Annotated in this window: 15 protein-coding genes and 1 pseudogene; 6 read left to right on the plus strand and 10 right to left on the minus strand. The window is 72.6% G+C overall.

All coding sequences use genetic code 11. The features are described 5' to 3' along the window. Positions 1-6: 6 nt before the first annotated feature. Together ACP4J0_RS22295 and ACP4J0_RS22300 are read left to right on the plus strand one after the other, a co-directional pair. Positions 7-1353 (plus strand): MFS transporter, encoded by a 1347-nt coding sequence (locus ACP4J0_RS22295; RefSeq protein WP_426600430.1) that lies wholly within the window; start codon positions 7-9, stop codon positions 1351-1353. A 277-nt stretch (positions 1354-1630) separates the two neighbouring features. After that, positions 1631-2005 carry an RNA polymerase-binding protein RbpA gene (locus ACP4J0_RS22300; RefSeq protein ID WP_003977404.1) on the plus strand — a complete coding sequence of 125 codons (375 nt, stop codon included), beginning with the start codon at positions 1631-1633 and terminating at the stop codon, positions 2003-2005. Between the two features lie 103 nt (positions 2006-2108). Here the strand turns inward: ACP4J0_RS22300 and fxsA are convergent, their stop codons facing one another. From fxsA to ACP4J0_RS22320, 4 genes and pseudogenes are all read right to left on the minus strand, one after another. Next, positions 2109-2684, minus strand: a complete 576-nt coding sequence (gene fxsA, locus ACP4J0_RS22305) for an FxsA family membrane protein (protein WP_426600431.1) — start codon at positions 2682-2684, stop codon at positions 2109-2111. A 304-nt stretch (positions 2685-2988) separates the two neighbouring features. Further along, positions 2989-3783: pseudogene (locus tag ACP4J0_RS22310) on the minus strand (polyprenol monophosphomannose synthase); the annotation flags it as partial. Between the two features lie 527 nt (positions 3784-4310). Continuing rightward, the gene (locus ACP4J0_RS22315; RefSeq protein WP_426600432.1) at positions 4311-5915 is read right to left on the minus strand and encodes an amidohydrolase; all 1605 of its coding nucleotides are present in this window, start codon (positions 5913-5915) and stop codon (positions 4311-4313) included. Positions 5916-6315: 400 nt separating this feature from the next. Then, on the minus strand, positions 6316-6756 hold the full coding sequence (locus tag ACP4J0_RS22320) for an Lrp/AsnC family transcriptional regulator (protein WP_426523101.1): 441 nt from the start codon (positions 6754-6756) through the stop codon (positions 6316-6318). 267 nt (positions 6757-7023) lie between these two features. On the opposite strand from ACP4J0_RS22320, the gene ACP4J0_RS22325 reads away from it, so the two are divergent. After that, positions 7024-7461 (plus strand): hypothetical protein, encoded by a 438-nt coding sequence (locus ACP4J0_RS22325; protein ID WP_426556794.1) that lies wholly within the window; start codon positions 7024-7026, stop codon positions 7459-7461. Positions 7462-7702: 241 nt separating this feature from the next. Continuing rightward, entirely contained in the window at positions 7703-7984 is a 282-nt protein-coding gene (locus ACP4J0_RS22330) for a hypothetical protein (RefSeq protein ID WP_426600433.1), read from the plus strand. Here the strand turns inward: ACP4J0_RS22330 and ACP4J0_RS22335 are convergent. The 4 genes from ACP4J0_RS22335 to ACP4J0_RS22350 form a co-directional block, all read right to left on the minus strand. Continuing rightward, a complete protein-coding gene (locus ACP4J0_RS22335; protein WP_426600434.1) occupies positions 7947-9161 on the minus strand; it encodes an acyl-CoA dehydrogenase family protein in 1215 nt (404 codons plus the stop codon). The two genes, ACP4J0_RS22330 and ACP4J0_RS22335, sit on opposite strands and share 38 nt — an antisense overlap. Positions 9162-9658: 497 nt before the next feature. Then, positions 9659-10318: a TetR/AcrR family transcriptional regulator gene (locus tag ACP4J0_RS22340; RefSeq protein WP_426600435.1), complete on the minus strand. Its 660-nt coding sequence runs from the start codon at positions 10316-10318 to the stop codon at positions 9659-9661. An 82-nt stretch (positions 10319-10400) separates the two neighbouring features. Beyond that, complete coding sequence (locus ACP4J0_RS22345; protein WP_426600436.1) at positions 10401-10541, minus strand: SCO1431 family membrane protein; 141 nt, start codon at positions 10539-10541, stop codon at positions 10401-10403. Between the two features lie 226 nt (positions 10542-10767). Next, complete coding sequence (locus tag ACP4J0_RS22350) at positions 10768-12141, minus strand: peptidase C39 family protein (RefSeq protein ID WP_426600437.1); 1374 nt, start codon at positions 12139-12141, stop codon at positions 10768-10770. A 210-nt stretch (positions 12142-12351) separates the two neighbouring features. On the opposite strand from ACP4J0_RS22350, the gene ACP4J0_RS22355 reads away from it, so the two are divergent. Then, complete coding sequence (locus ACP4J0_RS22355; protein ID WP_426600476.1) at positions 12352-12972, plus strand: uridine kinase family protein; 621 nt, start codon at positions 12352-12354, stop codon at positions 12970-12972. Positions 12973-13401: 429 nt separating this feature from the next. Then, positions 13402-15267 carry an AAA family ATPase gene (locus ACP4J0_RS22360; RefSeq protein ID WP_426600438.1) on the plus strand — a complete coding sequence of 622 codons (1866 nt, stop codon included), beginning with the start codon at positions 13402-13404 and terminating at the stop codon, positions 15265-15267. 159 nt (positions 15268-15426) lie between these two features. Here ACP4J0_RS22360 and ACP4J0_RS22365 read toward each other — a convergent pair whose 3' ends face one another. Further along, a complete protein-coding gene (locus tag ACP4J0_RS22365; RefSeq protein ID WP_426600439.1) occupies positions 15427-16464 on the minus strand; it encodes a hemolysin family protein in 1038 nt (345 codons plus the stop codon). Then, entirely contained in the window at positions 16461-17786 is a 1326-nt protein-coding gene (locus ACP4J0_RS22370; RefSeq protein ID WP_426600440.1) for a hemolysin family protein, read from the minus strand. The genes ACP4J0_RS22365 and ACP4J0_RS22370 overlap by 4 nt, the downstream gene beginning before the upstream one ends. Positions 17787-17814: the final 28 nt, after the last annotated feature.

The raw sequence follows: 17814 nt of genomic DNA on the forward strand, positions 1-17814 counted from the left end.
GCACGGGTGGGCACCGACACCCTGCGGACGGACGAGGCCGACGGCGCCGACGACCGTCGACGCGAGCAGCGCGGCTGGTACTTCTACGACTGGGCGTGCTCCGTCTACTCGACGAGCGTGCTCACCGTGTTCCTGGGCCCCTATCTGACGTCGGTCGCCGAGTCGGCCGCGGATGCGGACGGGTACGTCCACCCGCTGGGCATACCCGTGCGGGCCGGGTCGTTCTTCGCGTACTCCGTGTCCCTCTCGGTGATCGCGGCGGTCCTGGTGATGCCCCTGGTGGGTGCCGCGGCCGACCGCTCGGGCCGCAAGAAGCCGCTGCTGGCCGCCGCCGCGTACACCGGAGCCGCGGCCACGACCGGCATGTTCTTCCTCGACGGCGACCGCTACCTGCTCGGCGGGCTGCTCCTGGTCGTCGCCAACGCCGCGCAGTCCGTCGCGATGATGCTCTACAACTCCTACCTGCCCCAGATCGCCCCGCCCGAGGAACGCGACGCGGTCTCCTCCCGCGGCTGGGCCTTCGGGTACGCGGCCGGGGCACTGGTCCTGATCGCGAACCTGGTCCTGTACACGGCCCACGACTCCTTCGGGCTGAGCGAGAGCGCGGCGGTCCGGGTCTGTCTGGCGTCGGCAGGCCTGTGGTGGGGCGCCTTCGCGCTCATCCCGCTGAGACGGCTGCGGGACCGCCGCGTTCCCGCGCGGGAAGCCACCCTGCCCGGGTTCCGGCAGCTCGCGGCGACCGTCCGCGACATGCGGCGCCGCCCGCTGACCCTGGCCTTCCTGCTGGCGTACCTCGTCTACAACGACGGCATCCAGACGGTGATCTCCCAGGCCTCGGTCTACGGCTCCGAGGAGCTGGGCCTCGGGCAGTCCACGCTCATCGTGGCCGTCCTGCTGGTCCAGTTGCTGGCGGTCGCGGGCGCACTGGCGCTGGGCCGGCTGGCCCGGACGTACGGGGCGAAGCGCACGATCCTCGGGTCGCTGGTCGCCTGGACGGTCACGCTCGCGGCCGGCTACTTCCTGCCGGCGGGAAAGCCGGCGTGGTTCTTCATGCTGGCCGCCGGGATCGGACTCGTCCTGGGCGGCAGTCAGGCGCTGTCCCGCTCGCTGTTCTCCCACCTGGTCCCGCCCGGCAAGGAGGCGGAGTACTTCTCGGCGTACGAGCTGAGCGACCGCGGGATGAGCTGGCTCGGGCCGCTGCTGTTCGGGCTCACCTACCAGCTGACCGGGAGCTACCGCGACGCGATCATCTCGCTGGTGGCGTTCTTCGTCATCGGTTTCGTGCTGCTCGCGCGGGTCCCGGTACGGCGGGCCATCGGCGACGCGGGCAACCCGGTACCCGAAAGGATTTAGCACTTGGCGCGAAAGGCTGTAGTGTACGCGTTTGGCCTGCCAGGCGTACCGTTACTGCGCGTCAAAGGTGCCGAAACGCTATGCCACATCTGCTAGCAGAGGTGACAAACCGGACGTCGGCGGGTACTGCACTGGTTGCAAGGCTGCGACTGCGACGGCGACGCAGACGCCCGGAACGGGAGTCGGGACGGGAATCTTTACCGCCGCCCGGACGTTGACCGGATGACGACGACAGCGACACCTGTCCTGTGGGCGACAAGCCCGGGAGGCACGATTCATGAGTGAGCGAGCTCTTCGCGGCACGCGCCTCGTGGTGACCAGCTACGAGACGGACCGCGGCATCGACCTGGCCCCGCGCCAGGCCGTGGAGTACGCATGCGAGAAGGGGCATCGATTCGAGATGCCCTTCTCGGTCGAGGCGGAGATCCCGCCGGAGTGGGAGTGCAAGGTCTGCGGGGCCCAGGCACTCCTTGTGGACGGCGACGGCCCTGAGGAGAAGAAGGCCAAGCCCGCGCGTACGCACTGGGACATGCTGATGGAGCGGCGCACCCGCGAGGAACTCGAAGAGGTCCTCGAGGAGCGACTGGCCGTTCTGCGCTCCGGCGCGATGAACATCGCGGTGCATCCGCGAGACAGTCGCAAGAGTGCGTAGCGGGAAACCGTAAGCAGCACAACCGAACACCGCGGGTGCCGTACGTGAACTTCACGTACGGCACCCGCGGTTTTTGGCGGGTCCGGGTCGGCGGGAGCGGAGCTCAGCGCGTCAGCGGAGGACGCGGGTCCTGCGGTGCGCCGCCCGGGTCGTCCCGCACGACCTCGCCCTGGACGACCTTGCCGCCCGGCTGGCGCATGCGGGCCTGGCGGAACGCGTCGCCCAAGGTTCCGGGGCCGGCCTCGCGGAGCTTGCGTTCCACCGTCCGCTCCGCGTAGCGGCTCACGGCCTTCTGTACCGGGGGCAACAGCATGAGCAGGCCCAGCGCGTCGGAGATCAGGCCGGGGAGTATCAGGAGGAGTCCGCCCAGCATCATCAGGCCGTTGCCCTCGCTGTTCGGTCGGGCGGCCTCGGGCATCACGCCTGCCTGCTGCTGTTGCAGGGTCTCCGTGAGGTTCCTGAAGGCCCGGCGGCCCGCGCTCTTGATCACCACGGATCCGAGGACGATGCCCGCCACCAGCAGCAGGAAGACCACGAACCCGCTGGAGGCGCCCGCGACCACGGTCAGCAGCCAGATCTCCAGCACGAGCCACGCGGCGATGCCCAGCGGCAGGAAGGTGCGCAGGCGGGAGCGCGGGGGCCGGGCGGGGGACCTGGGGGTCTGAGCGCCAGTCGTCATACCCCTAGTGTGCCTGGCCCCGGCTCAGCACGGCATAAGGGGACGATCAGGCGTTCTCGCCGGGCGTCTGTGTCGGCTTGTCGCCCGTCTCGGTCGCCATCTCGGTCGCCTTCTCGGTCGCCTTCGCGGCAGACGGCGCAGCCGTCTCGGCAGAGCTCTCGGCCACCGTCCCGGCAGAGCCCTCAGCCACCTTCTCGGCAGAGTCTTCAGCCGCCTTCTCGGCCGGCTTGACGCCCGGCACGTCGTCCGGCGGCGCCTCGGCCGGTGCTCCGGTCGGCTTGCCGGCCGCCCTGCCCGGCTCTCTGCCGGGCTGCCTGTCGCGGCCCAGCACCTTGCCGACCCGCTCCCCCACACCCCAGGTGGTGACCCGCCAGAGCGCCTCCACCAGGATGTCGCGGCTCATCTTGGAGTCGCCGAATTCGCGCTCGACGAACGTGATCGGCACCTCGACGACGTGGTAGCCCGCCTTGATCGCCCGGCGGGCGAGGTCGACCTGGAAGCAGTAGCCCTGCGAGGAGACCTCGTCCAGGCCGAGCCCCTCCAGGGTCTCGCGGCGGAAGGCGCGGTAGCCACCGGTGACGTCGCGCAGCGGCAGGTCGAGCGCGAGGCGGGAGTACATGCTGCCGCCGCGGGAGATGAATTCGCGGGACCTGGGCCAGTTCACCACCCGGCCGCCGGGCACCCAGCGGGAGCCGAGCACCAGGTCGGCGCCCTTGAGGGCGGTCAGCAGGCGGGGCAGTTCCTCGGGCTGGTGGGAGCCGTCGGCGTCCATCTCGATCAGTACGCCGTAGCCGTGCTCCAGGCCCCAGCGGAAGCCCGCGAGGTAGGCGGCGCCCAGGCCCTCCTTGCCCTTGCGGTGCAGGACCTGGACGTGGTCGTCCTCGGCGGCCAGTTCGTCGGCGAGCTTGCCGGTGCCGTCGGGGCTGTTGTCGTCGGCCACGAGAACGTGCGCCTGAGGGACCGCCTCGCGCACGCGCGCGACGATCGCCTTGATGTTCTCCGCCTCGTTGTAGGTCGGAACGATCACCAAGGCCGTGCCCAGGGGGCCGAACCGCCTCCCCCGCCCCGCTTCCGCGGGTGTCCCGTCGCCGTCGTTCACCGCTGCCCCTTCATGTCCGTACGCAGAGGACCACCATAATGGCCGCGGCCTGCGATGACGTGACAGGACGTTCGTATGGCGGTGTCATTTCCCGAGCATCGGGGTAGGGATGCACGGTTAAGGACCGTTTCCACTGCGGATGGGGGCCCGGCGCCCTTCGGGCCGACCCGGGGCCCGCTGGCTGCGGGTCGACCGAAAGCCGTTGTCTACTGAGCGCCCGGGCCCCACCCGGGTCACACCTCCCGACCGGCCGGAATGTTCCCTCGTCGCGTCGCGAGCGCTGAGCCTGGCTCCCAGCGACGGTGCGCCGGTGCGGCACACCGTCCCTGACCCAGCGGCGCCGCGACGCGTGCGCGGAAGATTCCCCGGTCGGGCGTCCGGTGGTGGACCCGGCCGAACCTACCGGCCCCCCGCCGTCGCCTGTCAACAGTCGTTCGACCTGCGACTTCCATGTCAACGCGCAGGTCAGAGCGGAGGACGTGCAGGTGGCAGACGGAAGAAGATCATCGCTCCGTCGGCCGTGGAGATCACTCGCCCGGCCGTACGAACACCGTCCGTCCGCCCACCACGGTGCGCAGGCAGACGGGCAGGTCCCGGCCCGGAGTGAGATCGGGCAGGCCGGGGGTGCCGGAGCGCGGGTCGGTGGACCAGCGCGCGACCCGGTCGTCGGGGGCCTGGACGACGAGCTCGCCGGTGCGCCACACGGCGTAGTCAGCGGGTGCGCCCGGCACCAGGACGCCCGCGTCGTCGCGTCCGATCGCCCGCCAGCCGCCGCGCGTGTGCGCGGTGAAGGCCGCGCGTACGGAGACGCGGTGTTCGGGCGTACGGTGGAACGCTGCGGCCCGGACGGTACCCCACGGGTCGAGGGGCGTGACCGGGCTGTCGGAGCCGAAGGCGAGCGGGACGCCGGCCCGCAGCAGGGCCGCGAAGGGGTTGAGGGTGCGGGCCCGCTCGCCGCCCAGGCGCTGGGCGTACATGCCGTCCTCGCCGCCCCACAGGGCGTCGAAGGCCGGCTGGACGGAGGCGGTCAGGCCCAGCTCGGCGAAGGCCGCGACGGTCTCGGGGGTGAGCATCTCGGCGTGCTCGACGCGGTGGCGGGCGGCGCGGACCCGGGCGAGGCCGAGCTCGTCGGCGGCGGCGCGCACTCCCTCCACCACGGCGGTCACGGCGGCGTCGCCGATGGCGTGGAAGCCCGCCTGGAGGCCGGCCTCGGTGCAGGCGACGACGTGGGCGGCGACGGCGGCGGCGTCCAGGTACGCGGTGCCGGTGTGGCCTGCGTCGGCGTACGGCTGGTGCAGGCAGGCGGTGTGCGAGCCGAGGGAGCCGTCGACGAAGAGGTCGCCCGCGGCACCTACGGCGCCCAGTTCCCTCGCCTTGTCGACGTCCTGTTCGGCCCAGTATCCGATCACTCGCGGGCCGCGCTCCCCTGCCGCGAGGCGCAGCAGGCCGGTGAGGTCGTCCTCGGAGGAGATCTCCGGGCCTGCGCACTCGTGAACGGTTCCGATGCCGAGGGAGGCCGCGTGCGCGAGGGCGGCACGCTGGGCCTCGGCGCGCTGGGCGGGGGCGACGGCCCCGAGTGCGGCGGCGCGTGCGGCGTGGTGGGCGTCGGCGGTGAGCGGGCCGTCCGGCCGGCCGGCGCCTTGCGGGACCAGGTCGAGCAGGGCGGTGGTGACGACGGCCGAGTGGACGTCGATACGGCTGAGGTAGAGGGGGCGGCCGCCGGTGGCGTCGTCCAGCTCGGCGCGTGTCGGGGGCAGTCCGTCGGGCCAGCGGGAAGCGTCCCAGCCGTGGCCGAGGAGGACGCGGTCGTCCGGACGGGCCGCGGCGAAGTCCCGTACGAGGGCGAGGGCCGCCTCGCGGGTGGCGGCGCCGGACAGGTCGAGGCCGGTGAGGGCGAGGCCCGTGGACGTGGTGTGCACGTGTGCGTCGGTGAACGCCGGGGTCACCAGGGCGCCGTCCAGGTCGATCACCTCGTCCACGCCGTCCGCGAAGGCGTCCGCGGCACCCTCGGAGCCGACCCAGGCGACCTGGCCGCGTTCGACGACCATCGCCGTCGCGAAGGGGTCGGCGGGACTGTGGACCTCGCCGCGGCGCAGCAGGACGGTCGTGGACGGGGTGGTGGACTCACTCATGAACACCAGTCTCGCCCCTTGCCCGGACCACACGGCAGTCGGGGCGGCCGCGCCGGGCGTACGGGCGGTCGCGCCGGGCGTGCGGACAGGAGAGCCAGGCGCGCGGCGGAAGCCGGGCGCACGGGGGAAAGCCGGGCGCGCGGGGGAAAGCCGGGCGCGCGGGGAGAGACGGGCAGCGGGGCACGGACGTCACGGTGGCCGCCCGTCGTGCCACCGCACGCCGCGTGCGGGCCGAAGCCGGCCCCGGGAGACGTCGTTCCCGGCCGCCGACGGTGCCCCCGGCGCGGCGCGCCCCCGGGCGGCCCGTCGCCGCGCTCTCGGCTCGGGCCTCCGCCCCGCAGCGGCCGGCCGTGCACCGCACGCCACGACGCCCGAGGCGGCGCGGGGGCCCGGCCGACGGTCAGATCCGCGGCGGCCGGGACTCGTACGGCGTCGACAGCACCACGGTGGTCCGGGTCGACACCCCGGCGAGGGAGCGGACCCGGGCGAGCAGTTCCTCGAGCTCGTGCGGTGTGGACACGCGCACCTTGAGGATGTAGTTCTCGTCGCCCGCCACGCTGTGACAGGCTTCGATCTCGGGGACGACGGCCAAACGGTCGGCGATGTCGTCGGGGGCGCTGGGATCGAACGGTTTCACCGAGATGAAAGCGGTCATCGGCAGTCCGACGGCTTCCGGGTCGACGACCGCGGCGTAACCGCGGATGACGCCACGCTGCTCCAGCCGCCGCACCCGCTGGTGCACGGCCGACGTGGACAGGCCCGTGGCCTTGCCCAGGTCTGTGTAGCTCATCCGCCCGTCCTTGACGAGCAGCTGCACGATCTGTCGGTCCAGCTCCTCCATGGCGCAAGAACCTACAGGGCGGTTGATCTCCTCGGATACCTGAGCAGTCCAGGTCATGCCCGGTTCGTGATGTGACGGGGAGTCGGCCGACGGCCGAGAGGGGACAAATCCGCCGCACGGGGCACCTGCGAGCGGCATGTGACGAAGACCACATGCCTTGGACGGTCTCCGTGATGTTCTCGTGATTACCCCGCAAGGGGGACGGGAAGTGCTTGCTGTGGTCGAGGCCGCAGTGCCGTCACGGCCCAGCCCGAGGGGGAGAACCCAATGCAGAGTCTTAAGCGCCCTGGACGTACCACGCCCAAGCGGCAGCAGCCGGTCGTCGAGCTCGTATCGGAGGGCGTCGAACCCGACGCCTTCGACGAGGAGGAACTCGACACCTACGACACCTTCGAGATGTACCGGGTGATCTGCCCGGACTGCACGCAGCCCATCGCCCTGCTGGCGGACGAGGAGGTGCTGCCGGAGCACGCGCTGTGCGCCTCGCCGTGGGACCCGTTCGGCCTCTCGGTCTGCGCGGGCACCGGCCGCAGGGCCACCGAGGCCCGCCCCGCGGACGAGTCGTTCCAGCCCCTCGAGCAGGACACCGCCCTGCTGTTGACGCTCCCCCGGGGCCTCGACTGGCGGACCCAGCCCTTCTCCCACGTCGGCGGGCCGGGCTCGCGCCCGATGCGTGTGCCGAGGATGCGGCGCGAGGCGGCCTGAACCGCCCCGGGCGCCCGCCGTCCGAGGGGAGGTTGCCCGAGTCCCGTCGACCAGCCGTGCCACGGCTCACAGACCGCCGTGGCGCGGGGCGGCGTGTGCTGCTCCGGGGATCGTGCGGGCCGGTACGGGCGACGCCGCGTCAGGCCCGGCGCGGCAACGGTGACTCGGTGGCGGGCGTCCGCGAACTCACTCTCGATTCCGCGGGCCGGTGTCCTGTCCGCCGGTGCCGCGTTGCCCGGGTATGACCCCCACGTACTCGGCGGCCGGGCGTCGGCCCGGCATGTTCGTCCCGGTGCCCGCGGGACCGGTTCCGCAAGTCCCGGACCCGCCGATCTACCGTGAGCTGATGCGGACCTGGGCCGACCGCGGCCGCACCCTGCCCGGGCGCCACGACCCGGAGTGGGTCAGGCTCGCGGCGCCTCCGCGCGGGCAGGAGGACTTCTTCGCCACCGGTGACTTCCGCGTCACCGGCGGCTCCGGCGACTTCAGCGCCCCTCGGGCCCCGCGAGGTGACGGGCGATGACCATCCGCTGGATCTGGTTGGTGCCCTCGACGATCTGCAGCACCTTGGCCTCGCGCATGTACCGCTCCGCCGGGAAGTCCGCGGTGTAGCCGTACCCGCCGAGGATCTGCACGGCGTCGGTGGTGACCCGCATCGCCGTGTCGGTGCAGTGCAGTTTGGCCATGGCGGCCTGCTTGGCGAACGGCAGGCCGGCGTCGCGCAGCCGTGCCGCCGTCAGGTACAGCGCGCGGCCGGCCTCGATCTGGGTCGCCATGTCGGCGAGCATGAAGCGCAGCCCCTGGAAGTCGGAGATCGGCTTGCCGAACTGCCGTCGCCCGGCCGCGTAGGACACCGCCTCGTCCAGCGCCGCCTGGGCCACGCCGATCGCGCAGGCGGCGATGCCGAGCCGCCCGGAGTCGAGCGCGGACAGCGCGATCGCGAAGCCCTGGCCCTCCTCGCCGAGCCGCCGGGCGTCGGAGACCCGCACGCCGTCGAGGTGGACCTGTGCGGTGGGCGAGCCCTTGAGGCCCATCTTCTTCTCCGGCACCGCGGCGCTCAGCCCTTCGGCGTCGCCGGGGACCAGGAAGGCGGTGATCCCCCGCGGGCCGTCCTCACCGGTACGCGCCATCACGGTGTAGAAGTCGGCGATGCCGCCGTGCGTGATCCACGCCTTGGTCCCGGTGAGCACCCAGTCCTCCCCGGTCCCGGTCCCGGCTCCGCTCGGGCGGGAGGCGGCCCCGCCCTCGCGAACGGCTTTGGTGCGCAGGGACGCGGCGTCCGATCCCGAGGCGGGTTCGGAGAGGCAGTAGGCGCCGAGCAGGCCGCCGCCGAGCATCGCGGGCAGGTACTCGGCCTGCTGCTCCTTGGTGCCGTAGGCGGCGAGCGCGTAGGAGGCGAGCGTGTGCACGCTGACGCCGAGACCGACGGTGAGCCGGGCCGCGGCGAGCTCTTCGAGAACCTGGAGGTACACCTCGTACGGCTGCTCGCCGCCGCCGTACTCGGCGTCGTAGGGCAGACCGAGCAGGCCGGAGTCGGAGAGCAGGGTGAAGACCTCGCGCGGGAAGCGTCCGGTGTCCTCCTCCTCGGCCGCGCTCGGGGCGATCTCACGCTGCGCGATGTCACGGACGAGCGAGATCAGATCCCGTGCCTCGTCCGTGGGCAGTTGCCGGTCCACCGGCTGCGGGGCGCGGTCGGGCATGGCGACGCTCTCCTCCCTGTCGGGCACATCGGCGGATGTGCGCCTTGGGTGGAGGCGGTTCCGCCGGGTCGTTCGGGCCTGGCCGATGCTCGCACTCCCGGGTCGCGGAAGCGGCTGACCAGCGGCTGTGCGCTGTGAGTATGCCCGATCGGAGGCATGGAGTCACCAGTTAACGACCGCTTACTTCGAGAAATGTACCGGCCGGTGCCCGCGTGCCGGATCCGGCACGCGGGACCGCGAACGGTCCGGACCACCGCCCCTCGCCGCTCCGGTCCCCCTACGGTGGAGGACGCGCTCCGGGGCGCCCCCGCTCCGCGCTGTTTCCGCCGCCCCACCCGGTCGGCCCCGGCGGCGAGGACCAGCACGGTCCGGCCGACACGTCCTTCTGGGAGCCGATCGGTGACCACACGAACGATGAGCCGATCCGTCGACCGGCCGACCCGGTGCGCGGAAGCATGGGGGACGAAGGCGCCGAGGTCTGCTCGTGCCCTCCGTCGTCAGGCGTCCCGGCGGGCGGGGGCCGGGGCCGGGCAGGCGGGGTCGAGCTCCTCGATGGCGCGCAGGGTGCCGCCGAGCGACTTCACCAGCAGGTCGCGCATGGTCTCGCGGGGCAGTTCGGGGCGGCCGATCCAGTCCAGGGTGGCGCCCTCGACGCTGCACACCCAGGAGAGCAGGCCCATACGGGCCAGTGGTCCGACGTCGGAACGCCCGTACGCCCCTTCGGCGATGGTGACGACGATCGCCTGGCGCACCCCGTCGCGGATGGCGTGCACCTCGGCGTCGAAGCCGACTCCGCCGCTGACGATCGTGCGATAGGCGGCCTGGTTGCGTTCGGCGTAGCGCAGGTAGCCGTCGACGGCGCGGTGGACACGGTCCACCTGCGGCAGGTCGCTGCCGCCCGCGGCCGTGGTGACGAGGTCGGCGACCGAGTCCTGGATGATCGCCAGGTAGTAGCCCCGCTTGGAACGGAAGTAGTAGTAGATCAGCCCTTTGGCGACCTGCGCCTGGCGGGCGATGTCATCCATCGAGAGAGCGTCGTACGACGTGTCGGCGAACAACCGCCGCCCGATGGTGATGAGTTCGGCGCGGCGGGTCAGCGAGCGCTCGGTGCCGCGCGCCCGGGGACGGGCGTCGGCACGCTGTTGACTGATATTCAATTTCGGCCCTGGTCTCCTGCGGGGGGCGGGACATCCGCAGTATGGCAGGCCGGGTCGTGGGGCAGGTCACACGAGTGTCACGTCACAGCAGCCCCAACTGGACCACGAGCATCGCGACAACCACGACGAGGGTCCAGCCCATGACGTGCTCGAGGATCTTCGGGCCGTCGTCCTTGGGGCCGCCGGTACGGACACGGGTGGCGGTGGCGGTGTGTGCGCTCATGGCTTCTCACTGATCTCGACGTGCGTGGACTCCCCCGGCTCCCCCTGGCGGCAGCCGCCCTGTCCACCTTGCCACCGTGAGTGGCTTTTGCGGCGGAGACGTCGGTCACAGCGGGCCGGTGGGCCCCGGCGGACGGCCCCCGGCCCCCGGCCACAGCGGACGGCCCCCGGGCCGCGGTGGAGCGGTGCCGGGGGCCGTCGCCGCGGTGCGGTGCGGTGCGGTGCGGTCAGCGCACGCCCACCGCGGCGAGGGCCTTGCGCTGGCGCGGGCTGGGGTGTGCCGGGAAGTACAGGTAGCAGACACCGCCGGTGCCGGAGGCGACCTTGCCACTGGCGTTGTACCGCTTGGTCCTGAGCCAGATGTTCTCCCACTCGCGCCGCTTGTAGACGCGGCGCACGGCCTCGTTGTCGTCCGAGGCAGGGTCGTTGGCGATCACGTCGCCGTCGGCGGTGAAGCCGATCACGGTCATCAGGTGGCCCGAGGTGCCGTAACCCGCCCCGGTCAGCTCCTCCTCCAGGAAGGACTGGGACGTGATGGCCGGGATGCCCGCCGCGATCAGCGTCTCCAGGTCGGTGAGGGAGCCGAGGCGGGTGACCACACCCTGGAGGCCCTCGAAGGTGGCCGCGTAGGCGGCGTTGAAGGGCCAGTTGCCGCAGCCCTCGTACTGGTGGTCGTACGTGTACCGGGCCGCGTGGCAGACCTGCGGGTCGGCGTAGGAGGGGTCGACCCAGGCGAGCTGCTCCTCGGTGAGCCGGCCGCCCCAGTACTCGATGATCATCTGCGAGGAGGTGGGGCTGCACCAGGCCTCGCCGCCGTTGTCGTACTCGGGGTACTGGCCCTTGTGGATCTCCTGCGAGTAGCGCGGGACGCGCAGTTCCTGGGCGAGCCCCGGGGTGGAGGCCGGGACGGTGAAGCGGTCGGGCACGTCGGAGCCCATCGCGCCGAGCCGCCACACGGTGGGGGTGGCCTTCGTCCCGGGGCGGCGGTACAGGGTGAGCCGGAGCCGGTAGGAGGCCAGGCGCAGGCCGGTGGAGGCGTCGTCGACGGCGAAGGTGTCCGTCCAGACACTGCTCCGGCCGTCGCCCTGGTCGTCGACCGAGGTCCGCTTGATGTCATGGTCACCGGCCGCCCAGCGGCCCATCACGTACCAGGGGGTGTCCGTGCCGTCGGAGTAGGTGCCCTTGAGCTCGACCTGGAGCCAGGTGCCGCTCGGGGTGTGCGCGTTCCAGGAGGCGACGACCTCCGTCGAGGGCACGGCGAGCCGGTGGACGGGCGAGGTCCAGGTCGCGTACTCCCAGGTCCCGGCCCTGCCGGTGTGCGGGTCGGTGTAGTCGGTGGTGCCGGCCGGGACGCCGATCGCGACACCGGGCCGGGCGCCGGCGACGGGGCGGGCCCCCCGCGCGGTACCGCACCGCCAGTCGCGGAACGTGGTCCAGGCATGGTAGTCGACCTGCCGGGCGGTCGCGCGGCCCGGCCCCGCGCCGTCGGCGTCCGTACCGGGTGCGGCTTCGGCGGTGGCCGGGATCGCGCTGCCCGCCACGGCGGCCGCGACGGCGGCGGCCAGGACGGTTCTGCGGGACGGCTGTTCGGCTCTGCTCATGGGCGGAAGACCCCCAGGTGTCCGAGTCGGGCGGGTCCGTTGCACGGTTGTGCGCCAACTATGGCCGCAGGCGCCCACTCCTGCCAGCACTTCCACGCACGCCGCGCCACGAATATTGGTGTCGACCAATGGCGTGGGAGGGAACCGGAACGGCGCGGCTAGAGTGCGGGGCGAACGCCGTCCGTCCCTTCGCGCCGCCCAGGACCCGCCATCGACGCCCTCGCAGCCCGGCTCCGCCGGCTTCCCCCCTCCTGCGGGCCCGTGCGCCTGATCGGCGTCGACGGGCACGCCGGCTCCGGCAAGTCCACGTTCACCGGCCGGCTGGCCACCGAGCTGGGTGGCGCGCCGGTGCTGCACCTCGACGACATCGCCAGCCACGGCGAACTGTTCGACTGGACGGGGCGGCTGCTGAGCCAGGTGATCGAGCCCCTGCGGCGCGGCGACACCGCGCGGTACACCCCCTACGACTGGCGCGCCCGGTCCTTCGGAGCGCCCCGCCCACTGCCGCCGGCCCCGGTGGTCCTGCTGGAGGGGGTGGGCGCCGGCCGCGAGGCGCTGCGTCCGCACCTGGCCCAGCTGCTCTGGATGGAGCTCCCGCGCGAGGAGGCGTGGGCACGCGGACGGGCGCGCGACGGAGCGGAGCAGCGGGCGTTCTGGGACGGGTGGATCCCGGCGGAGCGCCGGCACTTCGCCGACGACCCCTCACGCCCCTACGCGCACCTTCTGGTACGGCAGGGAGTGGAGGGGTACGAGGTGCTCCCGGGACCCGCGGGAACCGCCTCCTCCGCCCACTTCCTCACGCAGGGTGACGGACCCTCCGCAATGTGCTGAACTCGTGAAGATCACTCCCCGACAGCCGGCCGGAGTGCCTCAACTCCGCTTGACCCGGGGGCCGTACAGGTCTTACGTTCTGAATGTGCGGCCGTGCGAAGCCGCCGACAGACGCGAAGCCCCCGGTTGTTCCCCCGTGATCGGGGGCTTCGTTCTGCCCTGAGCGCGTTTTCCTGCTGCTCCGTGACGCGATCCGCTCACTTTCGGTGACCGTCCCGCGTGTGCCCCGCTGCCCCCACCTCGCGGAACAGCCCGCCCCGGCACCCTTCGGAGGACAGACCGCCGCGGGTACGATGCCCTCGGTGCGACCTACGGGCGGTTGCCGCGCGCACCTTGCAACTCCGGTCCACGGCAAAGCCGTTGACCGAGGCGGTCGGCGGGCGACGGCTCGCCGGCATACCGACGGGGGCACGGTACGTGGGGGACGGGATGGATTTCGGCGCGCGGGGCCCGCAGGCCCCGGCCGACCTCGCCTGGCTGCGCGGCGTGGACGCCTACACCATGGGGGCCTATCCGCAGGCGGAGGAGGAGTTCCGGGCCGCGGTACGCATCGATCCGGCGATGGCCGACGGCTGGCTGGGACTGCACGCGCTGCGCGTCGACACCACCAACGCGCTGCTCAGGATGTTCCGGCACCGGGAGCGCTTCGGCGAGCAGCGCGCCCGCCACCGCCGCACGCTCAACTCCTGGTACTGGCTGGGCTGGTGGGTACAGCCGGTACTGGAGAGTCCCCGCGATCTGCTGCTGGCGCACGCCTCCCACTGGCTGGACGGCCGCCACGTGCCCGAACTGGACCGGGCGCTGGCCGGACTGCCGCCCGTGGACACCGACGCCCAGGTCCGTTTCCTGCACGCCTGCCGCGCCTACCTGGTCAAGGACTGGGAACAGCTCGTCCGGCACACCGACCCGCTGCTCGGCGATCCCCTGCTGGGCATCGAGGCCGGCCTGTTCAGCGGCATGGCCCGGGTACGCCTGGAGATGTACGGACAGGCCGAGCCGCTGCTGTCGGCGGCCCTCATGCGGTGCCGCAGCGAGCAGCCGCAGCGCAAGGAACTGCGGTACTGGCTGGCGCGGGCACACGAGGGAACGGGGCGCAGCGCCGCAGCGCTGCCGCTGTACCGGGCCGTGCACCGCGTCGACCCGGCCTTCATGGACACCTCGGCCCGGTTGGCTGCGATCGCCGAGAGCGACGGGTACGACGACTCCACCGACCTCGCGGGGCTCACGCAGGCCGGGACGGGAGTGGACGGCCTGGACGGCGCCGACGGACTCGACCCTCTGTTCGGCGCCGAGGAGCGCGGCCTCAAGCTGTCCGCCCCCGAGCCCCCGCTGACCACCCCGCTGCCCTCGCTGACCGGACCGCCGGTGCGCGAGAGGGCGGGCAGGCCGGACCCGTCCCTGCCCACCGGGCCCACCGACCCCGCGTTACTGGAGGAGGCACTCGCCGAGCTGGAGCGCATGGTGGGGCTGGATCCGGTGAAGCGGCAGGTCAAGGCCTTGTCCGCGCAGCTGAACATGGCGCGGTTGCGAGCCGGTCAGGGCCTGCCGGTCCAGCCGCCCAAACGGCACTTCGTCTTCTCCGGCCCCTCCGGCACCGGCAAGACCACCGTGGCCCGCATCCTGGGCCGCGTCTTCTACGCCCTCGGTCTGCTCGGCGGCGACCACCTCGTGGAGGCGCAGCGGGCCGACCTGGTCGGCGAGTACCTGGGCCAGACCGCCGTGAAGGCCAACGAACTGATCGACTCCGCACTCGGCGGCGTCCTCTTCGTCGACGAGGCGTACTCCCTGTCCAACTCCGGTTACGGCAAGGGCGACGCGTACGGCGACGAGGCACTCCAGGTGCTGCTGAAGCGGGCCGAGGACAACCGCGACCACCTGGTGGTGATCCTGGCCGGCTACCCGGAGGGCATGGACCGGCTGCTGGCCGCCAACCCGGGGCTGTCCTCCCGCTTCACCACACGGGTCGACTTCCCGTCGTACCGGCCGCTGGAGCTCACCGCGATCGGTGAGGTCCTCGCGGCCGAGAACGGGGACGCGTGGGACGAGGAGGCGCGCGACGAACTGCGCTCGATCGCCGGGCACGTGGTGGACCAGGGGTGGATCGACGAGCTGGGGAACGGTCGGTTCCTGCGGACGCTGTACGAGAAGAGCTGCGCGTACAGGGATCTGCGGTTGTCCGTGTGTCCCGGAGTGCTGACCCGGGACGACCTGGCGACGTTGCGGTTGCCGGATCTGATGCAGGCGTACGGCGAGGTGCTGTCGGGGAGGGGGCCGCAGGACCCTGCGGGCTTGTGAGGCGCCGGCGTTCGAGGCCGGCGCCCCGGAGGGTCCGCTCGCCGCGCCGGCGGGTGGGCGCGGCCGGGGTTAGGGGGTGTCGTTCGGATCTTGCCGGGGTCGCGGGGTCCGATTGCAAGGCGCCGCTTCCCGGAGCCGACCTGATCCAAACGACACCCCCTACGTCGCCAGCGTCACCTCTCTGTGGGCCGGGTCCTTCACCTCGCCCACCAGCAGCTCCAGTACGTCCTCCAGGGCGGCCAGTCCCAGCACCTTTCCGGACGCGTCCGCGACCTGGGCCAGGTGGGTCGCTGCCCGGCGCATCACGGTGAGGGCGTCGGAGAGCGGGAGTTCAGGGCGCAGAGTCGTCATCGGGCGCCAGAGGTGCTGCGGGACGGCCCGGTCGGATTCCTCCAGGTCGAGGACGTCCTTGACGTGGAGGTACCCCATGAACGCCCCCTCCCCCGCCGCGACCGGGAAGCGCGAGTACCCGGTGCGGGCCGTGAGCCCGACGACCTCGCCCGGTGTGACCGAGGGGCTGACCGTGATCAGGGACTCGCGCCCGAGGAGCACGTCGGTGACCGGGCGGGAGCCCAGTTCCAGGGCGTCCTCCAGGCGTTCCTGCTCCTCCGGGTCGAGCAGACCCGCCTGACCGGCGTCCTCCACCAGCCGGTTGAGCTGCTCGCTGGTGAAGACGGCCTCCACCTCGTCCTTGGGTTCGACGTGGAACAGCCGCAGGACGCCCTGGGCGCAGGCGCCGAGCGCGGCGGTGACCGGCCTGCAGAGGCGGGCGAAGGCGACCAGGCCGGGGCTCAGCCACAGCGCGGCCTTCTCGGGGGCGGCCATCGCGAGGTTCTTCGGGACCATCTCGCCGATGACGAGGTGGCAGAAGACCACGGCGGCCAGCGCGATCACGTAGCCGAGGGGGTGGATGACGCCGTGCGGCAGGTGCATCCACGCGAAGACCGGCTCCAGCAGACGGGCGACCGTCGGCTCGGCGACCGCGCCGAGCGTCAGCGAGCAGACGGTGATGCCGAACTGGGCCGCGGCCATCATCTGCGGAAGCCGCTCCAGTCCGTACAGCACCTGCCGGGCCCGGGCGGTGCCGAGCGGTTCGATCTGGCTGCGGCGCACCGAGACGAGTGCGAACTCGGCGCCGACGAAGAAGCCGTTGGCCAGCACGAGCAGCGCGGCGAAGAGGAGTTGCAGGACGCTCATCGGGTGGCCTCCGGCACGGGCGCCGTCCGCACCAGGCGTATGCGCTCGGCGCGGTAGTGGCCGACCTGGCGGACGGAGAGCCGCCAGCCGGGCAGTTCCGCCCGGTCGCCGACGGCGGGGATGCGGCCGAGCAGGTCGGCGACGAGCCCGGCGACGGTCTCGTACGGCCCCTCGGGCGTCCGGAGGCCGATGCGCAGCAGGGCGTCGACGCGGCAGCTGCCGTCGACGTCCCAGGCGGGCCTGCCCTCCTCGGGCGGGGCGGGGGCCAGTTCGGGAAGGTCCAGGCCGTCGTGCTCGTCGCGGACCTCGCCGACGATCTCCTCGACGATGTCCTCCAGGGTGACGACGCCCGCCGTGCCGCCGTACTCGTCGACGACGACCGCGATGGGCTGCTCGCTGCGCAGGCGGGTGAGCAGCGGCCGGACGGGCAGTGTCTCGGGGACGAGCAGTGCCGGACGGGCGATCCGGCCGGCGGAGGTCCGCAGCCGGTCGTGCGCGGGGACCGCGAGGGCGTCCTTGAGGTGGACGATGCCGACGATCTCGTCGATCTTCTCCCGGTAGACGGGGAAGCGGGACAGGCCGGTGGCGCGGGTCAGGTTGACGACGTCCTGGGCGGTGGCCGAGGAGTGCAGTGCGCTGACCTTCACGCGCGGGGTCATGACGTGCTGCGCGGTCAGCCCGCCCAGCGACAGGGTCCGCACGAAGAGGTCGGCGGTGTCCTGTTCCAGGGCGCCGGCCCGGGCGGAATGCCGGGCCAGAAAGACCAGTTCGCCGGGGGTGCGGGCGGAGGCCAGTTCTTCGGTGGGTTCGATGCCGAGAGCGCGGACGAGGCGGTTGGCCACGGCGTTCAGCGCGGCGATCACCGGGTGGAACAACCGGGCGAAGGCGTGCTGCGGGCCCGCGACGAAGCGCGCGACCTGCAGGGGCCTGGACACCGCCCAGTTCTTGGGCACGAGCTCGCCGATCACCATCTGCACCGCCGAGGCCAGCAGCATGCCCACGACGACACAGACACCGGGGACCGCGCCGTCGGGGATGCCGGTCGCCGTGAACGGGCCGTCCAGGAGCTGGGCGAGCGCCGGTTCGGCGAGCATGCCGACCACGAGGGAGGTGATGGTGATGCCGAGCTGGGTGCCGGAGAGCTGGAAGGACAGCTCCTTGAGGGACTCGACGACCCGGCGGGCACGCCGGTCGCCGTCGGCGGCGGCCCGCTCGGCGTCCGGCCGTTCGACGGTCACCAGACCGAACTCGGCGGCGACGAAGAACCCGTTGGCGAGAATCAGCAGGAACGCGGCTGCCAGGAGCAGCAGGGGGAGGGTCATGATGCCGCCGCCTGCGGGGTGTCACGGC

Origin of the sequence: Streptomyces sp. WG7 (assembly GCF_049975785.1) — a bacterium.
Lineage (GTDB): Bacteria > Actinomycetota > Actinomycetes > Streptomycetales > Streptomycetaceae > Streptomyces.